At 64.1% G+C, this 18445-nt stretch carries 18 protein-coding genes; 11 read left to right on the top strand and 7 right to left on the bottom strand.

What is annotated here, in order from left to right; genetic code table 11:
* Positions 1 to 59 precede the first annotated feature (59 nt).
* Positions 60 to 1250 (top strand): GAF domain-containing protein, encoded by a 1191-nt coding sequence (locus AAFP32_RS02375; protein WP_350270479.1) that lies wholly within the window; start codon positions 60 to 62, stop codon positions 1248 to 1250.
* Positions 1251 to 1333: 83 nt separating this feature from the next.
* Here AAFP32_RS02375 and AAFP32_RS02370 read toward each other — a convergent pair whose 3' ends face one another.
* Positions 1334 to 2689, bottom strand: a complete 1356-nt coding sequence (locus tag AAFP32_RS02370; RefSeq protein WP_350270478.1) for an MFS transporter — start codon at positions 2687 to 2689, stop codon at positions 1334 to 1336.
* A gap of 69 nt (positions 2690 to 2758) precedes the next feature.
* Here AAFP32_RS02370 and AAFP32_RS02365 point away from each other — a divergent pair, with 69 nt between their 5' ends.
* On the top strand, positions 2759 to 3514 hold the full coding sequence (locus AAFP32_RS02365; protein ID WP_350270477.1) for a helix-turn-helix transcriptional regulator: 756 nt from the start codon (positions 2759 to 2761) through the stop codon (positions 3512 to 3514).
* A 28-nt stretch (positions 3515 to 3542) separates the two neighbouring features.
* On the opposite strand, the gene AAFP32_RS02360 is transcribed toward AAFP32_RS02365, so the two are convergent.
* The 6 genes from AAFP32_RS02360 to AAFP32_RS02335 all read right to left on the bottom strand — a co-directional run bounded on the left by AAFP32_RS02360 (position 3543) and on the right by AAFP32_RS02335 (position 10257).
* The gene (locus AAFP32_RS02360) at positions 3543 to 3989 is read right to left on the bottom strand and encodes a VOC family protein (RefSeq protein WP_350270476.1); all 447 of its coding nucleotides are present in this window, start codon (positions 3987 to 3989) and stop codon (positions 3543 to 3545) included.
* 128 nt (positions 3990 to 4117) lie between these two features.
* Positions 4118 to 4966, bottom strand: coding sequence for an AraC family transcriptional regulator (locus AAFP32_RS02355; protein ID WP_350270475.1), 849 nt, complete (start codon positions 4964 to 4966; stop codon positions 4118 to 4120).
* Between the two features lie 72 nt (positions 4967 to 5038).
* A complete protein-coding gene (locus AAFP32_RS02350; RefSeq protein ID WP_350270474.1) occupies positions 5039 to 6535 on the bottom strand; it encodes a pyridoxal phosphate-dependent decarboxylase family protein in 1497 nt (498 codons plus the stop codon).
* Positions 6528 to 7907: an MFS transporter gene (locus AAFP32_RS02345; protein ID WP_350270473.1), complete on the bottom strand. Its 1380-nt coding sequence runs from the start codon at positions 7905 to 7907 to the stop codon at positions 6528 to 6530. The genes AAFP32_RS02350 and AAFP32_RS02345 overlap by 8 nt, the downstream gene beginning before the upstream one ends.
* Before the next feature lie 67 nt (positions 7908 to 7974).
* Complete coding sequence (locus AAFP32_RS02340; RefSeq protein WP_350270472.1) at positions 7975 to 8817, bottom strand: urea carboxylase-associated family protein; 843 nt, start codon at positions 8815 to 8817, stop codon at positions 7975 to 7977.
* A gap of 153 nt (positions 8818 to 8970) precedes the next feature.
* The gene (locus AAFP32_RS02335) at positions 8971 to 10257 is read right to left on the bottom strand and encodes an adenylosuccinate synthase (protein ID WP_350270471.1); all 1287 of its coding nucleotides are present in this window, start codon (positions 10255 to 10257) and stop codon (positions 8971 to 8973) included.
* A gap of 276 nt (positions 10258 to 10533) precedes the next feature.
* Between AAFP32_RS02335 and AAFP32_RS02330 the strand changes: the two genes are divergently transcribed.
* The 9 genes from AAFP32_RS02330 to AAFP32_RS02290 all read left to right on the top strand — a co-directional run bounded on the left by AAFP32_RS02330 (position 10534) and on the right by AAFP32_RS02290 (position 17938).
* Positions 10534 to 11805, top strand: a complete 1272-nt coding sequence (locus tag AAFP32_RS02330) for a PLP-dependent aminotransferase family protein (protein ID WP_350270470.1) — start codon at positions 10534 to 10536, stop codon at positions 11803 to 11805.
* 177 nt (positions 11806 to 11982) lie between these two features.
* A complete protein-coding gene (locus AAFP32_RS02325; RefSeq protein ID WP_350270469.1) occupies positions 11983 to 12525 on the top strand; it encodes a universal stress protein in 543 nt (180 codons plus the stop codon).
* Positions 12522 to 13040: a CrcB family protein gene (locus tag AAFP32_RS02320; RefSeq protein WP_350270468.1), complete on the top strand. Its 519-nt coding sequence runs from the start codon at positions 12522 to 12524 to the stop codon at positions 13038 to 13040. Before AAFP32_RS02325 ends, AAFP32_RS02320 begins: the two co-directional genes overlap by 4 nt.
* Entirely contained in the window at positions 13037 to 13414 is a 378-nt protein-coding gene (gene crcB / locus AAFP32_RS02315; RefSeq protein ID WP_350270467.1) for a fluoride efflux transporter CrcB, read from the top strand. The genes AAFP32_RS02320 and crcB overlap by 4 nt, the downstream gene beginning before the upstream one ends.
* A gap of 189 nt (positions 13415 to 13603) precedes the next feature.
* The gene (locus tag AAFP32_RS02310; protein WP_350270466.1) at positions 13604 to 13876 is read left to right on the top strand and encodes a GlsB/YeaQ/YmgE family stress response membrane protein; all 273 of its coding nucleotides are present in this window, start codon (positions 13604 to 13606) and stop codon (positions 13874 to 13876) included.
* A gap of 165 nt (positions 13877 to 14041) precedes the next feature.
* Positions 14042 to 14707: a TetR/AcrR family transcriptional regulator gene (locus AAFP32_RS02305; protein WP_350270465.1), complete on the top strand. Its 666-nt coding sequence runs from the start codon at positions 14042 to 14044 to the stop codon at positions 14705 to 14707.
* A 48-nt stretch (positions 14708 to 14755) separates the two neighbouring features.
* Positions 14756 to 15817, top strand: coding sequence for a hypothetical protein (locus tag AAFP32_RS02300; protein ID WP_350270464.1), 1062 nt, complete (start codon positions 14756 to 14758; stop codon positions 15815 to 15817).
* Positions 15814 to 17235, top strand: a complete 1422-nt coding sequence (locus AAFP32_RS02295) for a PIG-L family deacetylase (protein WP_350270463.1) — start codon at positions 15814 to 15816, stop codon at positions 17233 to 17235. The genes AAFP32_RS02300 and AAFP32_RS02295 overlap by 4 nt, the downstream gene beginning before the upstream one ends.
* Positions 17228 to 17938 (top strand): glycosyltransferase, encoded by a 711-nt coding sequence (locus AAFP32_RS02290; protein ID WP_350270462.1) that lies wholly within the window; start codon positions 17228 to 17230, stop codon positions 17936 to 17938. Before AAFP32_RS02295 ends, AAFP32_RS02290 begins: the two co-directional genes overlap by 8 nt.
* Positions 17939 to 18445 lie beyond the last annotated feature (507 nt).

Here is an 18445-nt window from a genome sequence, read left to right as displayed (position 1 = left end):
GGGAAAGAGTTGCATCGAGTTGCATAGGCAGCGAGGTGCATCCCGCCTATACTCAGGGCATGCCTCAGCTCGACCTGGCGCATCTTGCCCGGGATCTGTCCCGCATTCACGATGCTGTGATCACCGGTGGTTCACCGCCGGAGCAGCCGCGAGCGCTCGTTGCGCGTTCGTGGAAGAGAATGCTGCGTCTGGGGTTGGATCCAGCGGGCGGCAATCGCCGAATTCTATCCGCCGAGGCGGACGTCGAGTCCCGGAGGCACCGTTCGAAGCTGCGCCTCATCGTCGATGAGCTCAGGGCCGTGCTGCTGAGAATGCCCGATGCTGCGACCTTCATTCTGGTGGTCACCGACGCCGAGGGTGTGATCCTCTGGCGCGACGGCGCCAGTGCTGCCCAGCGGCAGGCTGACGGCCTCGGTTTCGTCGAGGGCGCTCACTGGTCGGAATCCGTGGTGGGCACCAATGCCATTGGTACGGCGCTGGCCGAAGAGGCTCCCGTCCAACTGTTCTCCGCCGAGCATTTCGAGACCTCACAGCACCCTTGGTACTGCAGCGCCGTCCCGGTGCACGATCCCAGTGATGGCCGACTCCTGGGCGTCGTCGACATCAGCGGGCCCGCACTGACTCTCCACCCCGCCGTTCAATCATTGGTCACAACGGCGGTTCGACTGGCTCAGGCACGCCTGTCTCTCATTCAGCAGGATCAGCTGAGCAGTCTGCGCAAACGCATGTCCACAGTGCTCAGCGGCAGCCGGGGACCGGCGCTCGTCGTCGATGATGACGGCTGGGTCGCCTACCAGCAGGGTGTCCGGAGCCAGGATCGGGTCGAGGCACCCGCGTCCGATAGGACGATCCTCATCCCTGGTGCCGGACTGTGTCTGCCGGAGAAGATCTCCGGCGGCTGGCTGCTGCGACCCTCGGGCGAGATCGAGAGCAGCCCGGTCTCGGTGACTCTCCGGCAGATGGCTGCGCAGGATGTGCTCGAAGTCGATTCGAGTACCGATCCACTCGTCATTCCGCTCACGCCGCGGCGTGCACAGATCCTGGCCGCGATCACCTCGGCGGGCTCCGCGGGGGTCACGGCCGCCGAACTCAGCCGAACGCTCTACGGTGATGCCGACCATCAGGTCACGGTCCGCGCCGAGGTGTCCCGACTGCGGCGCTCGATCGGCGCCCTCTTGGCGACTCAGCCCTACCGCTGGGCCGAGGGAGTGACCGCGCGGTTCGGCGGGGCGGCTTCGTCCACGTCCTGATGCTGGCCACGGCCACGATTCGGTTTCGCGGGACAATTCTGATCAGCCCGCAGCCCAGACCACCGAAGATGGCGAAGGTGTCGTCATTGACCTTGCCGCGACTGATCCTCCGTCGACGCTGCGGGAACGATGATCGTCCTGGCAGGCGAGCGCGACCCGACGTATCGGTCCCGACTGGCCAGTGTGCCGGCGATCAGCTGCAAGACCAGCATGACGAGGAGAGCGATGAGGGGCGCGGTCCACGAGCCGGTTGAGGCATGCAGCCAGCCCAGCCCGACGGGGCCCATGCCGGCGAACAGGTACCCGATTCCCTGGGCCATCGTCGAGACGTGACCGGTGTGATGCGTATCCGGTGAGCGCCACACGATATAGGACAGTGACAGGCTGATTGCAGCACCCTGGCCCATGCCCAGCAGCGTCATCCACAGATACCCCCCGGCCTGCGGTGCCAGGAGCAGACCGACGAAGGCGGCACCGGTGAGAACGACTGCGAAGACGACAGGAGCCCACCGGGGCCTGAGTCGCTTCGCAATGGCAGGCGTGACCAGACAGGTGAGGATCGCGGGAAAAGCGGAGAATGAGAGCATCCATCCCGCTGTGTCTGCAGGCATGCCGCTGTCGTGGAAGATCGCCGGCACCCACGTCAGCGCAGCGTAGTAGCTCATCGACTGCAGCCCCATGAAACCGGTGACCGCCCAAGCGATCGGATCGGTGAGGATCGCCCGGAACGGCGGCTGGGCATCATTGCCGGTCGCAGAGCCTGTGGGTCGCGCAGCAGTTCCACGCCTCGTCATCTGCGGGATCCACAGCACTGCGGCCAAGGCCGCTGGCACCGCCCAGATGCCCATGGCCCATCGCCAGGATCCGTCGAAGAGCGGCAGCATCGGCACTGTCAGCCCGGAAGCCAGCGCAGCGCCCAGGAACAGAGCCGTCGAATACAGTCCCATCATCAGACCAGCCCGATGCGAGAAGTCGCTTTTGATCGCGGTGGGCAGCAGGACGTTGCCGACAGCGATGGCCGCGCCGACGAGGACCGTTCCAGCGAAGAGCGCGAGAAGGCTCGGGTGCAGCCGCAGGGCGATACCGGCGGCCAGGATGATCATCACGGCGCCGAGCACACGATGCATCCCGAACCGCCGGGTCAGACTCGGAGTGAGGAATGCGAACGCGCCGAAGGCGAACACGGGGATCGTCGTCAAGAGGCTCGCGGTCGTTGCGCTGAGGTGGAGGTCGCCGAGGATGTTGCCCAGCAGTGGCCCGACCGAGGCGACCCCGATGCGCAGATTGAGCCCGATGAGGATGAGCCCCGCACCCAGGATGAAGACGGTGAGTCTGCCGGGCGCCCTCACCAGCTTCCCCCGCCGAGGCGGCTCGCCGGTGTGTGCATCATCTGCGGTCAATGGGAATTCCAGTTCGGAATTCGGGTCAAGTCTCTTCATGTCGTCCTTCCAGTCTTCCCCCATTCAAGCGACCATCGGATCGGCGCAGAACCGATAAACTGACTGCAGATGAATGAATTCAGCCACGAATCGACGAGTCCCGAGTTGATCCACCTCCTCGGACACGAAGAGCGGACCCCGGCCCACACCCATAGCCGGGGGCACCTGGTCTATCCGGCCTCGGGAGTGCTGTCCCTGGTCACGATCGACGGCTCATGGATCGCCCCATCGAACAGAGTCGTCTGGGTGCCCGCAGGTTTCGAACATCAGCACCGCGCTCATGGAGCGACGGACATGCGCGTCGTATTCCTCCCCGCGGACATGGCCGAGGCGCTGATTCCCCGTCCAGCCGTTCTGGCCACGACCCCGCTCGCCCGGGAGGCCCTGCTGGCGCTGACCGGGCCCAGAAAGCGGACGAGGGAGAGCACAGACCGTCTTCGCTTCGTCGCCATCGACGAACTGACCGCCACCGGTGAACAGCCGCTGCACCTGCCGGAACCTCGTGATGATCGGCTTCTGGCCGTGACCCGGCTGGTCGAACAGGACCTGTCGATCCCGGCCTCTCTCGCCGATCTCGGCCGGCAGGTGGGCGCCAGCGAACGCACACTGACCCGACTGTTCCAGCAGGAGACCGGAATGACGTTCCGGCAGTGGAGGGCCGAACTCAGGGTTCATCGCGCTCTCCTGCTGCTTGCCGACGGCATGAGCGTCTACGACACGGCGGCCGAATGCGGGTGGGCCAATCCGGGTTCGTTCATCACGGTCTTCACTTCATTGGTCGGGATGACTCCGGGCAGATACCAGCATTCGGTGACGTCAATGTGAATCTTCACGAGGCGCCCCTCTGCTCCATCTACTCTGGGTCAGCACCCCGATAGGTTCCGAAGTTCCACAGCACGCCTTCGGGGTCCTGGACGCTGAAGTCCTTGGACCCGTAATCCTGCTCATTCAGTCCCATGACCTCGGTGGCACCGGCCTTGATCGCACGGCGGTAGAGCTCTTCCACCTGGTCGGTGGCGATATAGACCGAGCCGGTGGCGATACCGGTCTTCGTCATCACCCCGCCGTCGTCGCGCGCGGAGCCCAGCATGACTCCCCCACCTCCGGGCCAACGCAGTTCGGCGTGATCAACGTGCTGGGGATAGCCGGCACTCGTGTATTCGGCTGCGATTTCGAAGCCGAAGGCGTTCTGCAGGAACGCTATTGCGGCCTTCGCATCGCGGTAGCGAAACGTCGGCCAGACATTCGCTCCACTGCTGCCCGCTGCACCTGTCACCGCTCCGGTGGTGTCGTTCGACATGACAGTTCCTCTCCTCGTGACTCGTCAGCCGGGCTGGTCGACCAAGCTGTTCGCTGCGGCTGTCGTTCCTACCATCGTGGGCCGACGGACGACGCTCAGTCTTGGACAAATGGGAACTGATCAGAGAACTAGAGTGAGCGCTCTTCGAACTTCGCGGCACCGTCTGCCCTGGAACGGCGCACAATCGGGTCATCGTCGAACCACACCGTCGGGTTCGTACCGGTCAGCAGCTTGAAGTCGCGATTGAGATGCGATTGGTCGGTGTAGCCGCAGACCGCCGCGACCTCAGCCAACGGCGCCCTCCCTGACTTGATCATTCGTCGGGCCCGGTCGAACCGGACGACTCGCGCTGCCTCCTTCGGTCCGATGCCGAATTCGGCACGAAACTGTCCGTTGAGGTGCCGCCTGCTCCAGCCGACCTCGTCTGCCACGAGCGAGACCGGCAAATCGCCGTGACTGTGCGCGAACCTCCGCCAGGACTCCATCACCTCAGTTCGGGGAGCACCACCGCCATGGGCGGCGCGAAGAAGAACATCGTCGATAGCGTCGAAGCGCCCGGGCCAGGACGTCGCGGCATTGACGCGCTCATGAAGTTCGACGGCAATGGGCCGTGCAATATCGCTGAGGTCAAGGGAGTGGTGAGCGAACTCGACGGCGGGCATGTCGAAGAAGATGCGCGGCGCGAATGGGCTGAAGTTGACCTGGACGCCGGCCATCGAACCGTTGTGCCGAATCAGCGTGGGCTTCAGATGCAACCCGGCCAAGAGCACGTCGAACGGCTCCACGGTGTCGGAACCCGGGATGTATTGCTGGAGCGGTTCGCCGATCGCCACGAAGAATGTCATCGTCCCTGACGGCAGACCGAGGTGGGTTCCCGCGGGAGCGCCCGAGATGTCGTAACCGACATAGTCTCCGACGAAAGGCCGCACCCGCGGATGCGGGCTGCGGATCAGGTCATCGGGCGGGACCGGAGACATGACAGCAGTGTAGTCCCAAAAATTCTGAGCGCCTCCACCAGACGTGGTGTGAGCTCGCAGGCACGGTGAGGCTCAGTCTTCGCTGGTGCGGGCGAGCAATTCCGTCAGCAGAGCCTCGGTCACCGGTGCGGGAAGTGCTTCGATGAGTGCCATGAGTCCAGCCATCTTGCCCGGGACGCCGCTGCCGGCGCCGCTGAGTCGCAGCAGCATGGCGCAGACGCCGGGCCCGGGTCGCTTCGGACTCGGGTAGAGCATCCTGGCCAGACGGCCAGCCAGTGACGCATTGTGGGGTCGTCTCCCGCGCACACGGTCGGCCGCCTGCGAGACCGTGGTCAGCAGTTCTGGCAGCACGGTCTCCGTGACCGGGGTGATGGTCAGATGAACACTGCGCGGCAATCGCGTGCCGTCTGACTGGGTGAACCCAGGCTGGTGCTGGAGTCGGAAGCCCGCCGCGACTGCTGCGTCGGCGAGACGGTGCGGATCGACCCGTCGAGCAGTGGGGACACTGGTGTCGGCGATGAGTGCGAGTGCCGGCCCGGTGGGCCGACCCCATACCTGGAGCCCGTCGATGCCGTCGACGGCCGCGATGATCGCTTCGGTCGACTTGCGGCAGGAGGCGACCGCCTCGGCGTAGCCCTCCTGCCCCAGATAGGACACGATCGCCCAGGCTGCGGCCAGGGGCGAGGCCGATTTCGAGCCGAGCAGTGTCGGGTTGACGACCGGGTAGGCCGGCCATGAGCTCGTGGCGAAGAACTGCGCGCGGTGTCGCTTGCGCCCGCGGTGCATCAGCACGGAGACACCCTTCGGTGCGTAGCCGAATTTGTGGAAGTCCGCGGAGATGCTGGTGACGCCGGGGATCGAGAAGTCCCACTGTTCATCGGTGCCCCACCAGGGCAGCGCCAGTCCACCGAAACAGGCGTCGACGTGCAGCGCGATCCCACGTTCACGAGTACGGCGGGCCACCTCGGCGATGGGATCGATGGCCCCGGTCGGGTAGGCCGGGGCCGAGAGCACGACGAGGGCGACATCATCGCCGAGCCGGCCGAGGACGTCACGGGCACGGACCCTGCCGTCCGGACCGACCGGGACAGGATCCCAGTCAAGGTCGAAGGCCTTGGCCGCCTTCTGGAACGCAGCGTGAACGGTCGTCGAGGTCAGCAGTCGCGGCCTGAGGGTGGAGTCCGGGTGGGCCGAGCGCCACAGGTCGCGTGCCGTCTTGACAGCGAGTAGGCAGGATTCTGTTCCTCCGCTGGTGACCGATCCGAAGATCCTTCCGACCCTGCCTCCGGTCAAGCCGATGGCGAAGCGGGTGAGCTCCTTCTCCATCTGCGCGATCGAGGGGAACGTCGTCGGGTCGAGACCGTTGAGTGGACGGGCGAGTTCCATGGCTTTGCCCGCCAGCTCGTCGAGGATGTCGCTGCCCGGGTCGTAGACGTAGGACAGGACCCTCCCGCCGTGGGTCGGTGCGTCCTGCTGCCTCATCGATTTCAGGCGGGCGAGGATTTCAGCGGACCTCGCGTCGGGCCCCACCTGTGATTTGCCCCGGTTCGTACCTGCATCATCAGGCATACTCGACATCCTCCTTACGCAGCCGGTATCTGCCCAACGTCACCAGGCTCAGGATCATGAGGGCGGCGGGGACAGCCGAGAACGACAGCGCGATGCCCAGCACGGCGCTGTCTGGTTGGACCACGGTGACCCCGGCCGAGGATTCGACGTAGCCGCTCAGTGCCAGGACGACGGTGAGCACGGTCGCACCCAACGCCATGCCTGCCGTTTCTCCTGCCGTCCACACGCCGCCGAGGACTCCCGCACGCGCGGTGCGGGTGCGGGCATCGACGGCGATGACGTCGGGCAACATCGCCAAGGGCAGAGTCTGCATTCCGGCGTAGGCGGCACCGGCGACGACGATCGGGGCGACGATCCAGTATCCCGGTGCCCAGGCCAGAGGAACGGAGCAGAGGTTGGCTGCGAGGAAGAGGACGCTCGCGATGGCGAATGCTCGTTCCTTGCCCCATCGCCCGGCCACGGATTTCCATGCGGGAGCCACGAGCAGCGCCGGTCCGATGAGGCAGATGAAGAGGAGGGTCACCGCGCCTTCGTCGTCGAGGATCCAGCGGGCGACGAACTGTGCGCTTGCGAGCATGAGTCCCGTCGTCAGGCCCTGGAGGACGAAGGTGGCCAGGAGAGCACGAAATGGCTGGCTGCCCTTGAGCGCCTTCCAGCTGTTGCGGTAGTGATTGAGCAGTGGAGGGTTGACGGGTCGGGAGACACCCCGGTGCCCGGTCGGCAGCGAGCCGTTCATCTCCGGGTTCGGCTTCGGCACGATCGTGATGGCAGCTGCGGTGCCGATGAAGATGACGAGTCCGGAGGCGAGAGCCATCACGAAGTACCCCAGGTAGGGACTCGAGAACAGTCCCCTGATCTCCGGTCCTCCCCCGCCGAAGAGCAGTATCGCGGCGGTGAGGACGACGACGCGCCAGGTCAGAATGTGCGTGCGTGCGGAGTAGCTCGAGGTGAGCTCGGCCGGGAGTGCGATGTAGGGGACTTGGAACAGGGAGAAAAAGGTGGCGGCGAGGACAAAGGCGATGAGCACCCAGACCATCGCCGGCAGCGGCGGAAGCCCAGCGGGGACCGAGAAGGTGGCGAGGAAGGCGAAGGGCAGTCCGATGGCACCGAGGATCATCGGTGCCCGCCTGGACCCTCGAGCCTGGAGTGCCCTGTCGCTGAGTCCGCCGATGACGGGATCGATGACGACGTCCCACACCTTCGCAAGAGTCACGACGGCCCCTGCCGCCAAGGCCGCGATGCCGAGTGTGTCGGTGAGGTAGTAGATGAGGACGAGTCCCGGCAGCGTGGCGAAGCCTCCGGTCCCCAGAGACCCGAGCGCGTATCGGACCGTTGTCTTCGTCGACAGGCTCGGCCCACATTGTTCAGCCATGCTTACATCGTACGATGTGCCTCGCGTGTTCCGCGCCCGGCAATGTGGTGTGCCTGCCGTGGAGTTGTCACGCCCAGGATTGCGGCTTCAGCCCATGCTGACCGAGGTACCTCGGTGACCCGGGTTCCGTCCAGTCGCCGAGGAGGTCATCGCTCAGCTTGTAGACGGTGACCTGGAGAGGGTGGCAGTTGTCCACCGGGTCGTCGTTGTCATCGCCGAACATCGGCTGGGACAGGTCCCCGCCCGGGCAGGTCGACAACGCCGCCAGCAGATCCTGTTCAGCGAAGATCTCGAAATAGTCTCCGGGCTGAGCAGGACATGTCTTCATGAAGTATTCGTCGTGATCGTTGAGTCCCGTGCACTGGAATATGTTCAACACGTCGTGGACATCGAACTCGGTCAGACCGAAGGGAAGAACCGCTCGCACCAAGTTGGAGTGGCAGTGGTAGTCGAAGTCGAGTCCGTTGAGCATCTGCGAGACATAGGGGTCGCAACGGGTGCCCAGGGTGTCGTGGAGCCGTCCGCCCTCGGCGTCCGATCCGTAGTCGGCCAAGGTATCGCCCACGATCGTGGCCATGGGACGCAGGAAGGGCAGGGTCGACCACAGCCGGTCGAAGGTCGACACGTGCGCGGCCTGGAGCTGACGGGTGCGGGATGCCCAGAATCGTTCCCTGGGGTCGTGCCGATTCCAAAGGTTGAGGTCGCCTACCTGCGGGCCCTCGACGGTCGAGATCCGGCAGACGTGTCCGGCAGGCACTTCCCAGGCCTGGCCCGAACGGATCGGAATGGTGAACTCGTCAACGACTCGGCGCCCCTCGGTCTGTGCTCCGATGGGTCCGTAGAAGTCACGGTCCGCTTCGAGGGCGGGTCCCTGGTAGGCGGCTTGGGTCAATCGCGATTCCTGCGACATGTAGGTTCCTCTCCTCAGCATGACCTGCGAGCATACGCTGAGTCGGCGGCGACCTTCGCAGTGAAGATCACCACGAAGACCACCACCGAGGCAACTCGCCCGTTCGGCCGGAGCTGGACTCTCCGTCCAGCAGGAAGCCGTCTGTGGACAAACTCAGTCCAGCAGGTCATACCTGACGATCGACTGTTCGCGGTCGGGGCCGACGCCGAGGACCGACATCCGGCAACCGGAGCGCTCTTCGAGTGCGAGCACATACTTCTGTGCGTTGACCGGCAGGTCTTCGAAGGTCCGGGCTCCGGTGATGTCCTCGCTCCAACCCTCGAAGTATTCGAAGACGGGCCTGGCGTGGTGGAACTCGGTCTGAGACATCGGCATCTCCTCCTGCCGGACTCCGTCGACCTCGTAGGCCACGCAGACGGGAATGGACTCGATGCCGGTGAGCACGTCGAGCTTCGTCAGAACGTAGTCGGTGAAGCCGTTGACACGAGCGGCGTAGCGGGCGATGACGGCGTCGTACCAACCACAGCGGCGCGGACGTCCGGTGTTGACTCCGAACTCACCGCCGGCCGTCTGCAGGTACTCCCCCATGTCGTCGAAGAGTTCGGTGGGGAACGGTCCGGCGCCCACACGTGTGGTGTAGGCCTTGACGATTCCGACGACTCGGTTGATGCGTGTGGGCCCGATGCCTGAGCCCACACAGGATCCGCCGGCGCTCGGGTTCGATGAGGTCACGAACGGGTAGGTGCCGTGGTCGACGTCGAGCATCGTGGCCTGGCCGCCCTCCATGACGATGACCTCGTTACGGTCGAGGGCGTCGTTGAGCAGCTGTTCGGTCTCGGCGACGTAGGGGCGCAGGCGTTCGACGAAGGGCTCAAAGTAGTCGACGATCTCTTCGGTGTCGACGGCCCTGCGGTTGTAGACCTTGACGAGGAGTTCGTTCTTCTGCCGCAGTGAGCCTTCGATCTTCTGGCGCAGGATCGATTCGTCGAAGATGTCTTGGACTCGGATGCCCAGCCGGCCGATCTTGTCCATGTAGGCCGGTCCGATGCCGCGTCCGGTGGTGCCGATGGCGCGCTTGCCCAGGAACCGTTCGGTCACCTTGTCCAAGGTCTGGTGGTAGGGCGCGACGAGGTGGGCGTTGGCCGAGATCCGCAGCTTCGAGGTGTCTGCTCCGCGCGATTCCAGAGCCTCGATCTCTTCGAACAGGGCTTCGAGGTTGACGACGACGCCGTTGCCGATGACCGGGGTGACGTTCGGGGAGAGGATGCCCGCCGGCAGAAGCTTGAGTTCGTACTTCTCTCCTCCGACGACAACCGTGTGGCCGGCGTTGTTCCCACCATTGGGCTTGACCACGTAGTCGACGCTGGTGCCGAGGATATCGGTCGTTTTACCTTTACCTTCGTCGCCCCATTGAGCGCCGACGACAACGATTGCTGGCATGAGAGTTGTTCACCTCGAAGTGAAAGAGGGGGATGACATTACCCGGGTAGTCTACTGGGTCACTTTGACACGACTGCCATCAGCCCCGACTTCACCGAACCTCGCCGAGGTGGCCCGGCGTGGACCTGCCGACTCACCGACCCGGTCACGCCTCTTGCCCCGCTGAGCCTGTCGTACCTATGCTGAGTCCACCAGTAGTTCCGTCGTTCGGGCATATTGCTCCTGAACATCGCCGGTGACGTCGACGTCAGGCTTGCAGCCCCGTTGGAGGTCGTCATGTCAATCGCGAGCCCGTCAGCTTCATCCTCAGCCCCATCGCGTCCGCCCCTTCCGTTCGCCAGTCGGGCCGAGCACCTCGTCGGCTCCGTCATCGATTCCTCCGTGGCGATGCTCGCCGCCTACGACCACGACATCGTCAAGTTCGGCATGGGGGCACCTGCCCCCGATATGCTGCCGGCCGAAGACTTCGCTCGGCTCGCGAACAGCGTGTTCACCCCTGAGAGCTTCACCTATGGGGAGACGCAGGGCGAGCCAGTCCTCATCGACGCGTTGCTGAACTACCTGCAGGAGACCGGGCAGATCCCAGCCGAGCACTTCGGCAATCGTGACCGTCTGGTCATCACCACCGGCGGTATGCAGGGAATCGACCTCGGGTTCAAGCTCTTCGTCAGCCCCGGCGACCTCGTCCTCTGTGAAGCCCCCACGTACACGAACGGCTCGGCCACAGCGCTGAGCTATGAAGCAGAGATCGCCGAGGTGCCGGTCGACGACGAGGGCATGCAGGTGGACGCGCTCGAGGAGATCGTGGCACGGGCCGGCCGGGCCCCCTCGGTGATCTATACGGTCCCGACGTTCCAGAACCCGGCCGGGGTGACGATGTCGCTGGCCCGGCGCCAGAAGCTCCTCGACTTCGCCCACCGCCACAATTCGGTCATCCTCGAGGACAATCCCTATGGCACCCTGCGCTTCTCCGGGGAGGACATCCCCTCGCTCAGTCAGCTCAGTCCCAACGATCCGCTGATCTTCGGCGTGCGTACGTTCTCCAAATTCGTTGCCCCCGGTCTGCGCATCGGCTGGCTCGACATCGATCCCCAACTGCGCGGCCTGGTCATCAACGCCAAGCAGACCATGGACTCGTGCACGAGCCTCCCGACACAGCACATGGTCGCGAAATGGCTCAACGACGGCAATGCCGAAACGCACGTCGCCCATCTGCGCAGCTCCTATGGCGAGCGCAAGGCGACCATGACCGCGGGGCTCGAGCGGCTCTTCGGCGACGAGATCCGATCGACGGATCCCGACGGCGGTTTCTTCCTGTGGGTGACGTTCAACGACGAGACCATCAACACCGAGGACCTCATGCCGGTGGCTTTGGAGGAAGGCGTGGCCTACATTCCCGGTCCGGCGTTCTCCCAGACCGGTGATTTCACGAACGCATTGCGCCTGTGCTTCGCCTCGGCGGCCCCGGACCGGATCGAAGACGGTCTGCAGCGTCTGCGCCGTGCCGTCGACAAGTACACGTCGACTCGTAAAGACGCCCGCCACTGACCCGCGAGGCCGTCGGATACCTGTCATCCGGCGGTCTCTTCGCGTGCCCCCTTGTGGCAGAATGAAGGTGACGCATACCAGCGTCACGGCGGTGGGGCTCGCCGTACCAAACCTCGGTTCTCCGACAACAGTCCCTACCTCAACCGGCGTCAGCATGCCCGAAAGGTAGGAGATCCCATGAACAACGTCACCGACATCGCGCCCACCGAACCGCAACCGCCCCCGCGAGCGCGCACCCACATGATAGTCGGTGTCGTTCCCAATCAGCCCGCCGAGGTGGTCGCCACCGCCGCGACCTATGCGGAGAGCTTCAACACCGACCTCGTCTGCGTCCACGTCGATGACTCTCGCTATACGGTCGAGGTCCGTCCCGATGGGACGGTCCTGTCGATGCCCATCGACCCGGATCTCGGCGCCGAGGCGGCCCCTGAGTTCGACCCGACCCTGCATTCCGCGATCACTGAGGTTCTCCGAGGATCGACCGTGACCTGGACACTGAAGACGCTGGCAGGCAGTGCCTCTCAGGAGTTGGCTCGCTTCGCAGAGGAGATCGATGCGCAGATGATCGTCGTCGGCGTTCGCAAGGCCGGAATCAAGGGCTCACTTCACGAGTTCCTCAACGGCTCGGTCGCCATTCAGCTGGCGCACCATCAGCACCGGCCCCTCGTCGTCGTTCCCCTGACGTCGAATCCCGAGAAGGCGGAAGGAACCGAGCAGTGAACCGGCCGCTTCACCTGCGACTGCCCCATCTCGGTCTTGCCCTCATCGGCGGCACCCTGGGAACGGGCGCACGAGAAGCAGTGGCTCTGGCTATTCCGCCGCTCGTTGGGATTCCGGTGGCGATCTTTGCGATCAACATCCTCGGCGCGTTTCTGCTGGGGTTCCTGCTTGATGCGCTGGTCCGCCGAGGTCCCGACGAAGGACGTCGGCGCACGGTTCGAATCATGGTGGGCACCGGCTTCATGGGCGGTTTCACCACCTACAGCACCTTGGCAACCGATGCGGCGCTGCTCATCGGCAACGGCTCCCCCGGCAACGGCATCGCCTACGGGGTGGCCACCGTGCTCATCGGCGCGATCGCCACCTGGGCAGGGATCGCAGCGGCGACTGCAACTCATGATCGCCGCAGTGCTCACCCGCTGCAGCAAGCAGGACATACGCCGCCACCGCGAACGAACACCACCATCAGCACCGCCACCGAGGCTGACCTCGATGCTCAGGGTGGTGCGCAATGATCCCGCTCATCTTCATCGCACTGGCGTTTGCCGGTGGAATCGGAGCGTCGGCTCGGATGCTGCTCGACGGCCTCATCAAGTCGCGGGTGAGCGGGGCGATCCCATGGGGGACGATCGTCATCAACATCAGCGGCTCGCTGGCGTTGGGGCTGCTCACTGGCATGGCGAGCGGCCAACTGCTCCCAGAGGCATGGCATCTCATCATCGGCACCGGCTTCCTCGGCGGCTACACGACGTTCTCCACAGCCAGTTTCGAAACGATCCGGCTGGTCCAGGAACGCAAGTGGGCAGCCAGCCTCTTCACCGGTCTCGGTACTCTGGTGATTGCGACCGGGGCGGCAGGACTGGGCCTCTGGCTCGGCGGGCTGATGTGACCGGCTCGGGTCAACTGGATTCCAGCCTCAGCCCACTGGCAGTGCAGGAAGACGGCCAGCCACCACCTTTCCCTGGCCCTGTTGGTCGGCCCCCACTTTCTCTGATACGTTTGCTTACGCTGTAAACAATGATTACAGCGTAAATATGAGAGGCCTCGCGCTTCCTCGAACTATCAAAGGAATCTATCCATGGGCTTCATCGCTTACCTCATTCTTGGTCTCATCGCCGGCGTCATCGCAAAGATGATCCTGCCGGGTCGCCAGGGCGGCGGCTGGATCGCCACCCTCATCCTCGGCGTCATCGGAGCAGCCCTGGGCGGTTGGATCGGCAGCGCCGTCTTCGGCGTGGGAGTCAGCTCGTTCTTCGACATCTCCACCTGGCTGTGTGCCATCGGCGGTTCGCTGATCGTCCTCATCATCTGGGGATTCATCACCGGCCGCAAGCACACCGCCAAGGCCTGATCACCACGCCTCTCGTCACCGGCACATCCTTAGTGCACTGCGCGCCCCGAGCCCATCTGAGCTCGGGGCGCGCAGTCGTCTTCGGCACGTGCGAGAGCGTTAGGATGGATCGCAGGCCGGACCCTTTGACAGTTGCCTGCCGATTCACGGATATGAGGAGACTTCATGACTCGCCGGCGCCTTCACCGTAGGGACGTGGTGCAGGCCGCGATCGCCTTCATTGACGACAACGGTGTCCAGGCTCTGACCATGCGACGTCTGGGTGCCGCACTCGGGGTGGAAGCCATGGCCCTGTACCGGCATGTTCCCGGGCGCGAAGAACTCATCTCTGCCGCAGTCAGTCAACTCATCGACGATCTATTCGACGACGATCTCATGCAGGAGATGCCATCGTCTTGGGAGGGCTACTTCCAATACGTTGCGAATGCGATGCGCAAGCTCGCGCTGACCCATCCGAAGATGTTTCCGCTGCTGATCACCCAGCCGCCAGATGCCCCGTGGCTGCGTCCACCCTTGCGCAGCATCCGCTGGGTCGACTATTTCCTCACCTCGCTCAAGGGCTATGGATTCTCCGACGACAACGCGGTCAGCGCGTACAAGGCCTTCACCAGCTTCCTCCTCGGCGACCTTCTGCTCCAGGTCTCTGCCCTCGGTGTCAGTCCCGTTCCGTTTGCGGAGAATACCAGCGAAGAGCAGGACGATGAGGATCTTTCTGATTATCCGACGGTGCAACGACTGCAGAGCAAGCTCGCTGAGAACCATTCAGCCAGAGAGTTCGACGACGGGCTCGACGACCTCATCGAACGCCTGCGCACCGCACTGGATTCCTAGCATCCAGCCCTGTTCCGACCTGGTACCAACCACCTATAAGGACTCGACATGAGCAGCATCTCCGACAGTGCAGATCCGGGCGTCTTCTCCACTCCACTGACCCCCTGGTTCGAGCTCCCTCGCGATCCCACCCAGCGTGAGGCCCTGACTCAGCTGGTCACAGACGACACTCCCCCACCGAGGAAGATCACCTCCCTCCACCACCATTTGGGGCTCACCGGCACCTCGTCGCAGCTCGACCAATGGCAGGGCCTGGCTATGGTCGCCTCAATCGATGTGGCTGTCGCCCGAATGCTCGAGCCCCATATCGATGCCCTCGGCATCATCGCCGAGGCGGGCCTCGATGCACCAGCAGACCATTCCTCGTGGGGTGTCTACGCTGCAGAGGTCCCCGGCAAGGTCGTGACCGTCGCCGAGGCGAATGGCAGCACCGTCATCACCGGAGAGAAGGCATGGTGTTCCCTGGCATCAGAGTTAAGCCACGCCATCGTCATCAGCCATGACAATGGGCGCGGCCGAGCGATGGCGGTGAGCTTAACCGATCCCCGAGTACACCCCGACCGCACAGCGTGGCCGAGCATTGGCCTCCGCGAAATCCCCAGTGGGTCCGTGACTTTCGACCATGCCCCCGCCGAGATGATCGGTCCGCCCGACTGGTACCTTGACCGTCCGTCGTTCGCCTGGGGCGGGATCCGGGTCGCCGCCTGCTGGTTCGGTGGTGCCCTGGGCCTGGCGCAGAATGCTGCCCGTCGGCATTTCGCGCGCCCTGGCCCTTCCCCGATGGGAGATCTCAACATGGGACGCCTCGATGCGGAGATCTTCGCGACCCGCGCTGTGCTCGCTCAAGCCGCCGAGGCTGCCGACGGCGACAAACAGTTTTCACGGGATGAGGCCTGGTCGCTGGCGCTGCGGGTGCGCAATATCGTCTATCGCAGTGCACAGCGGATTCAGCTTCTGTGCAGAGAGCTCGCCGGACCCGCCGCACTCACCGGTGACAGGGCCTTCGCGAAGGCGGATGCGGACCTCACCGTCTACCTCAGCCAGCACCACGGGGCCCGCGACGAAGCGTCCCTGGGTGAAGAGCTGGCGAAGGAAGCCCCACCGCGATGACCTTCAGCCATCTTGATGACAGCACCACGGAAGACGCGTGGGTCCGAGCCGGAGCCCTGAGCCTCCGCCACCTGTCTGCAGGTGACTTTGCTGAGGGTGGGACCGTCCTGGTGCTGTCGGCACATCCCGATGACGAAGCCTTCGGTGCCGCCTCATTGCTGTCCCGCACCCACGATTGGGCCTGCGATGTGACTCTGCTTCTCTTCACAGCCGGGGAGAAATCCCATCCGCACTCGCCAACGCACACGCACGAACGCCTCAAACAGGTTCGTCTGCAAGAATTCGATGCTGCGCTGGCCCTGCTCAATCCCTCAGTATCGAGCAGATTCCTCGAGTTCGAGGACGGCACCCTGGCTGACCGGCGCGATCAGGTGCTGCAGGAAATTCTGGCGGAACTCTCCGCAGCCCACGGGCCAATCACCATCGTCGCCCCCTACAGTGGTGACGGGCATGCCGATCACGAAACTCTCGGTGAGGCTGCTGTGGCCGCGGGGCGAGAGTATCGGGCGCGGGTGCTCGAGTACCCCATCTGGTATTGGCATTGGGCGAACCCTGCGGATTCAACGTGGCGATCGTGGAGCTTCCTGCCCGACCCCGAGGGTTTGGACAAACAGGAGGTCATCGAATGTTACATCTCTCAGACTCAGTCCTTGTCCCAGCAATCCGGCGACGAGGCGATCCTCAGCCCGGCACAATTGGCGCACTTGGACCGAGGCGGTGATACCTTCAAAGTCACGAACTTCACCGGCACGGGCTTCAGCACCGAAGAGCCAGGAGTCGCCGAAGAGCCGGGAGTCAATGATGCGCACACAGCATCACGAGTCTTCGACGACGTCCATATCGATCGCAGCGACCCTTGGGCTGTGCGTGATTCCGAATATGAGATTACCAAGCGTGCGACCCTGCTCGCCCACCTTCCGCGGATCTCGTTCTCCCATACTCTGGAGATCGGCTGTTCAATCGGGGTGCTCAGCGAAGAACTCGCCGGCCTGAGTGAACGTGTCACAGCTGTCGATGCCAGCCGTCAGGCCCTGAACATCGCCGCACGCCTCCGTTCGGGGGCCTCCGGTGTCAGCTATGTTCGCGCCACGGTTCCCTTCGAGTGGCCGGAGGGCAGGTTCGACTGTGTCGTCTTGTCGGAGACCGGCTTCTACCTGTCTCGAACACAGTTGCAGCAGACACTGCAGCGCATCGATCAGTCGACGACCGATACCTTTGTGCTGGTGCTCTGCCACTGGACGGGTGAGATCCTCGATTGGCCCTTGAACGCCGATGAGGTCCACGAGCGTTGCCTCAGCTTCTGGCCCCATCACAGGGTCGAGTTCCATGCTGAGGCGAAGTATCGTCTCGATATTCTCACGGTCACGAAGCCCCCGACCGCGCCAGGCCCCGTCGATGCAGGTCGCGCCGATGATTGATTTCTTCTCCGTCATCGTGCCGGCACACAATGAGGAAGACGAGATCGAAGGCTGTCTCGAAGCGGTGACGGCTTCAATCGCGCATGCGCGACGATCGTCCGACGATGTGCATGTCAGGGTGCTCGTCGTCGCCGATGCGTGCACGGACAATACGCTCGATCTGGTCGCGGGCTTCGCCTCTCGGAATCCGATCGTCGAGGTGCTCACCGTCTCTTTCAACAATGTGGGTCTTGCCCGCAATGCCGCCGGCGAGCACCTCCTCAGGCCCAAGGAGGATCGCCACCGGCAGGCCCTTGATGCTACGTGGCTCGCGTTCACCGATGCCGACAGCCGTGTGCCCGAGCATTGGATCACCTCACAAATCCACAGTGCGAGACTCGGAGCCGACTGCATCGTGGGCACGGTGGCCCCGCGGCCCGAAACCGCGTCGGCTGAGCTCCTCACAAAATGGCATGCCGCCCATGAATTGGGAGAGGACCACCCTTATGTGTTCGGGGCCAACTTGGGCATCCGTGGAACCTACTTCGAACTCGTCGGCGGCATACCTCCGCTGCGGTGCGGTGAAGATGCGGCACTGGTCGCCGCGGTTCTCAAAGCTGGCGGACGCGTGCTGCGCACCGACACCTGTAGGGTCCTTACATCGGCCAGATTAGAAGGGCGGGCCACAGGCGGATTCAGCACCTACCTAAAGGAGCTGGCGTGAGCTGATTCGGGCCATTTGACCGCGGTCTTCAGCGCGGACCTCTGCGGCTGCGGCTGCGGCTGCGGCTGCGGCTGCGGACAAAGCATGCGACCAGAAGGTGCCCCCGCCAGTCGCCGGGGCCCTCCGATCAGTACGCATTCATCGCCCACCTTAGCGACATGCTCGAAGCCGACAGGTCCGAGCCCGTGAGACCAGGAATGACGTCAGAGTCTCGTAAATCGGTGAGACGAGACGCTTCGAATATCGGAGGGTCGGCACCATTTCACGGGCGACCCGCACCTATGTCGGCACACGGATGCGCCATCTCGGGGTCAAGTCGAATGGTTGTCGCAGCCAGACGATCAAGCAGCCTTTCGCCTGATCCTGCAGGGCAGCTGAGCACGCTCTACCTTCCATTCGGCAATCAGGCATCCGGTCGACTCAACTTGGTTCACCGAGGCCGGCAGGGTCGCCTGCTGGCAAACGCGACCATGCCTGCACAAATGACAGCAAAGAACTTCGCAGAAA

The sequence above is a fragment of the Brevibacterium sp. CBA3109 genome, assembly GCF_040256645.1.
In the GTDB taxonomy this organism is placed as follows: domain Bacteria; phylum Actinomycetota; class Actinomycetes; order Actinomycetales; family Brevibacteriaceae; genus Brevibacterium; species Brevibacterium koreense.
The sequence above is the reverse complement of the archived record's forward strand: the minus strand, read 5'-3'. Positions and strand labels throughout refer to the sequence as shown.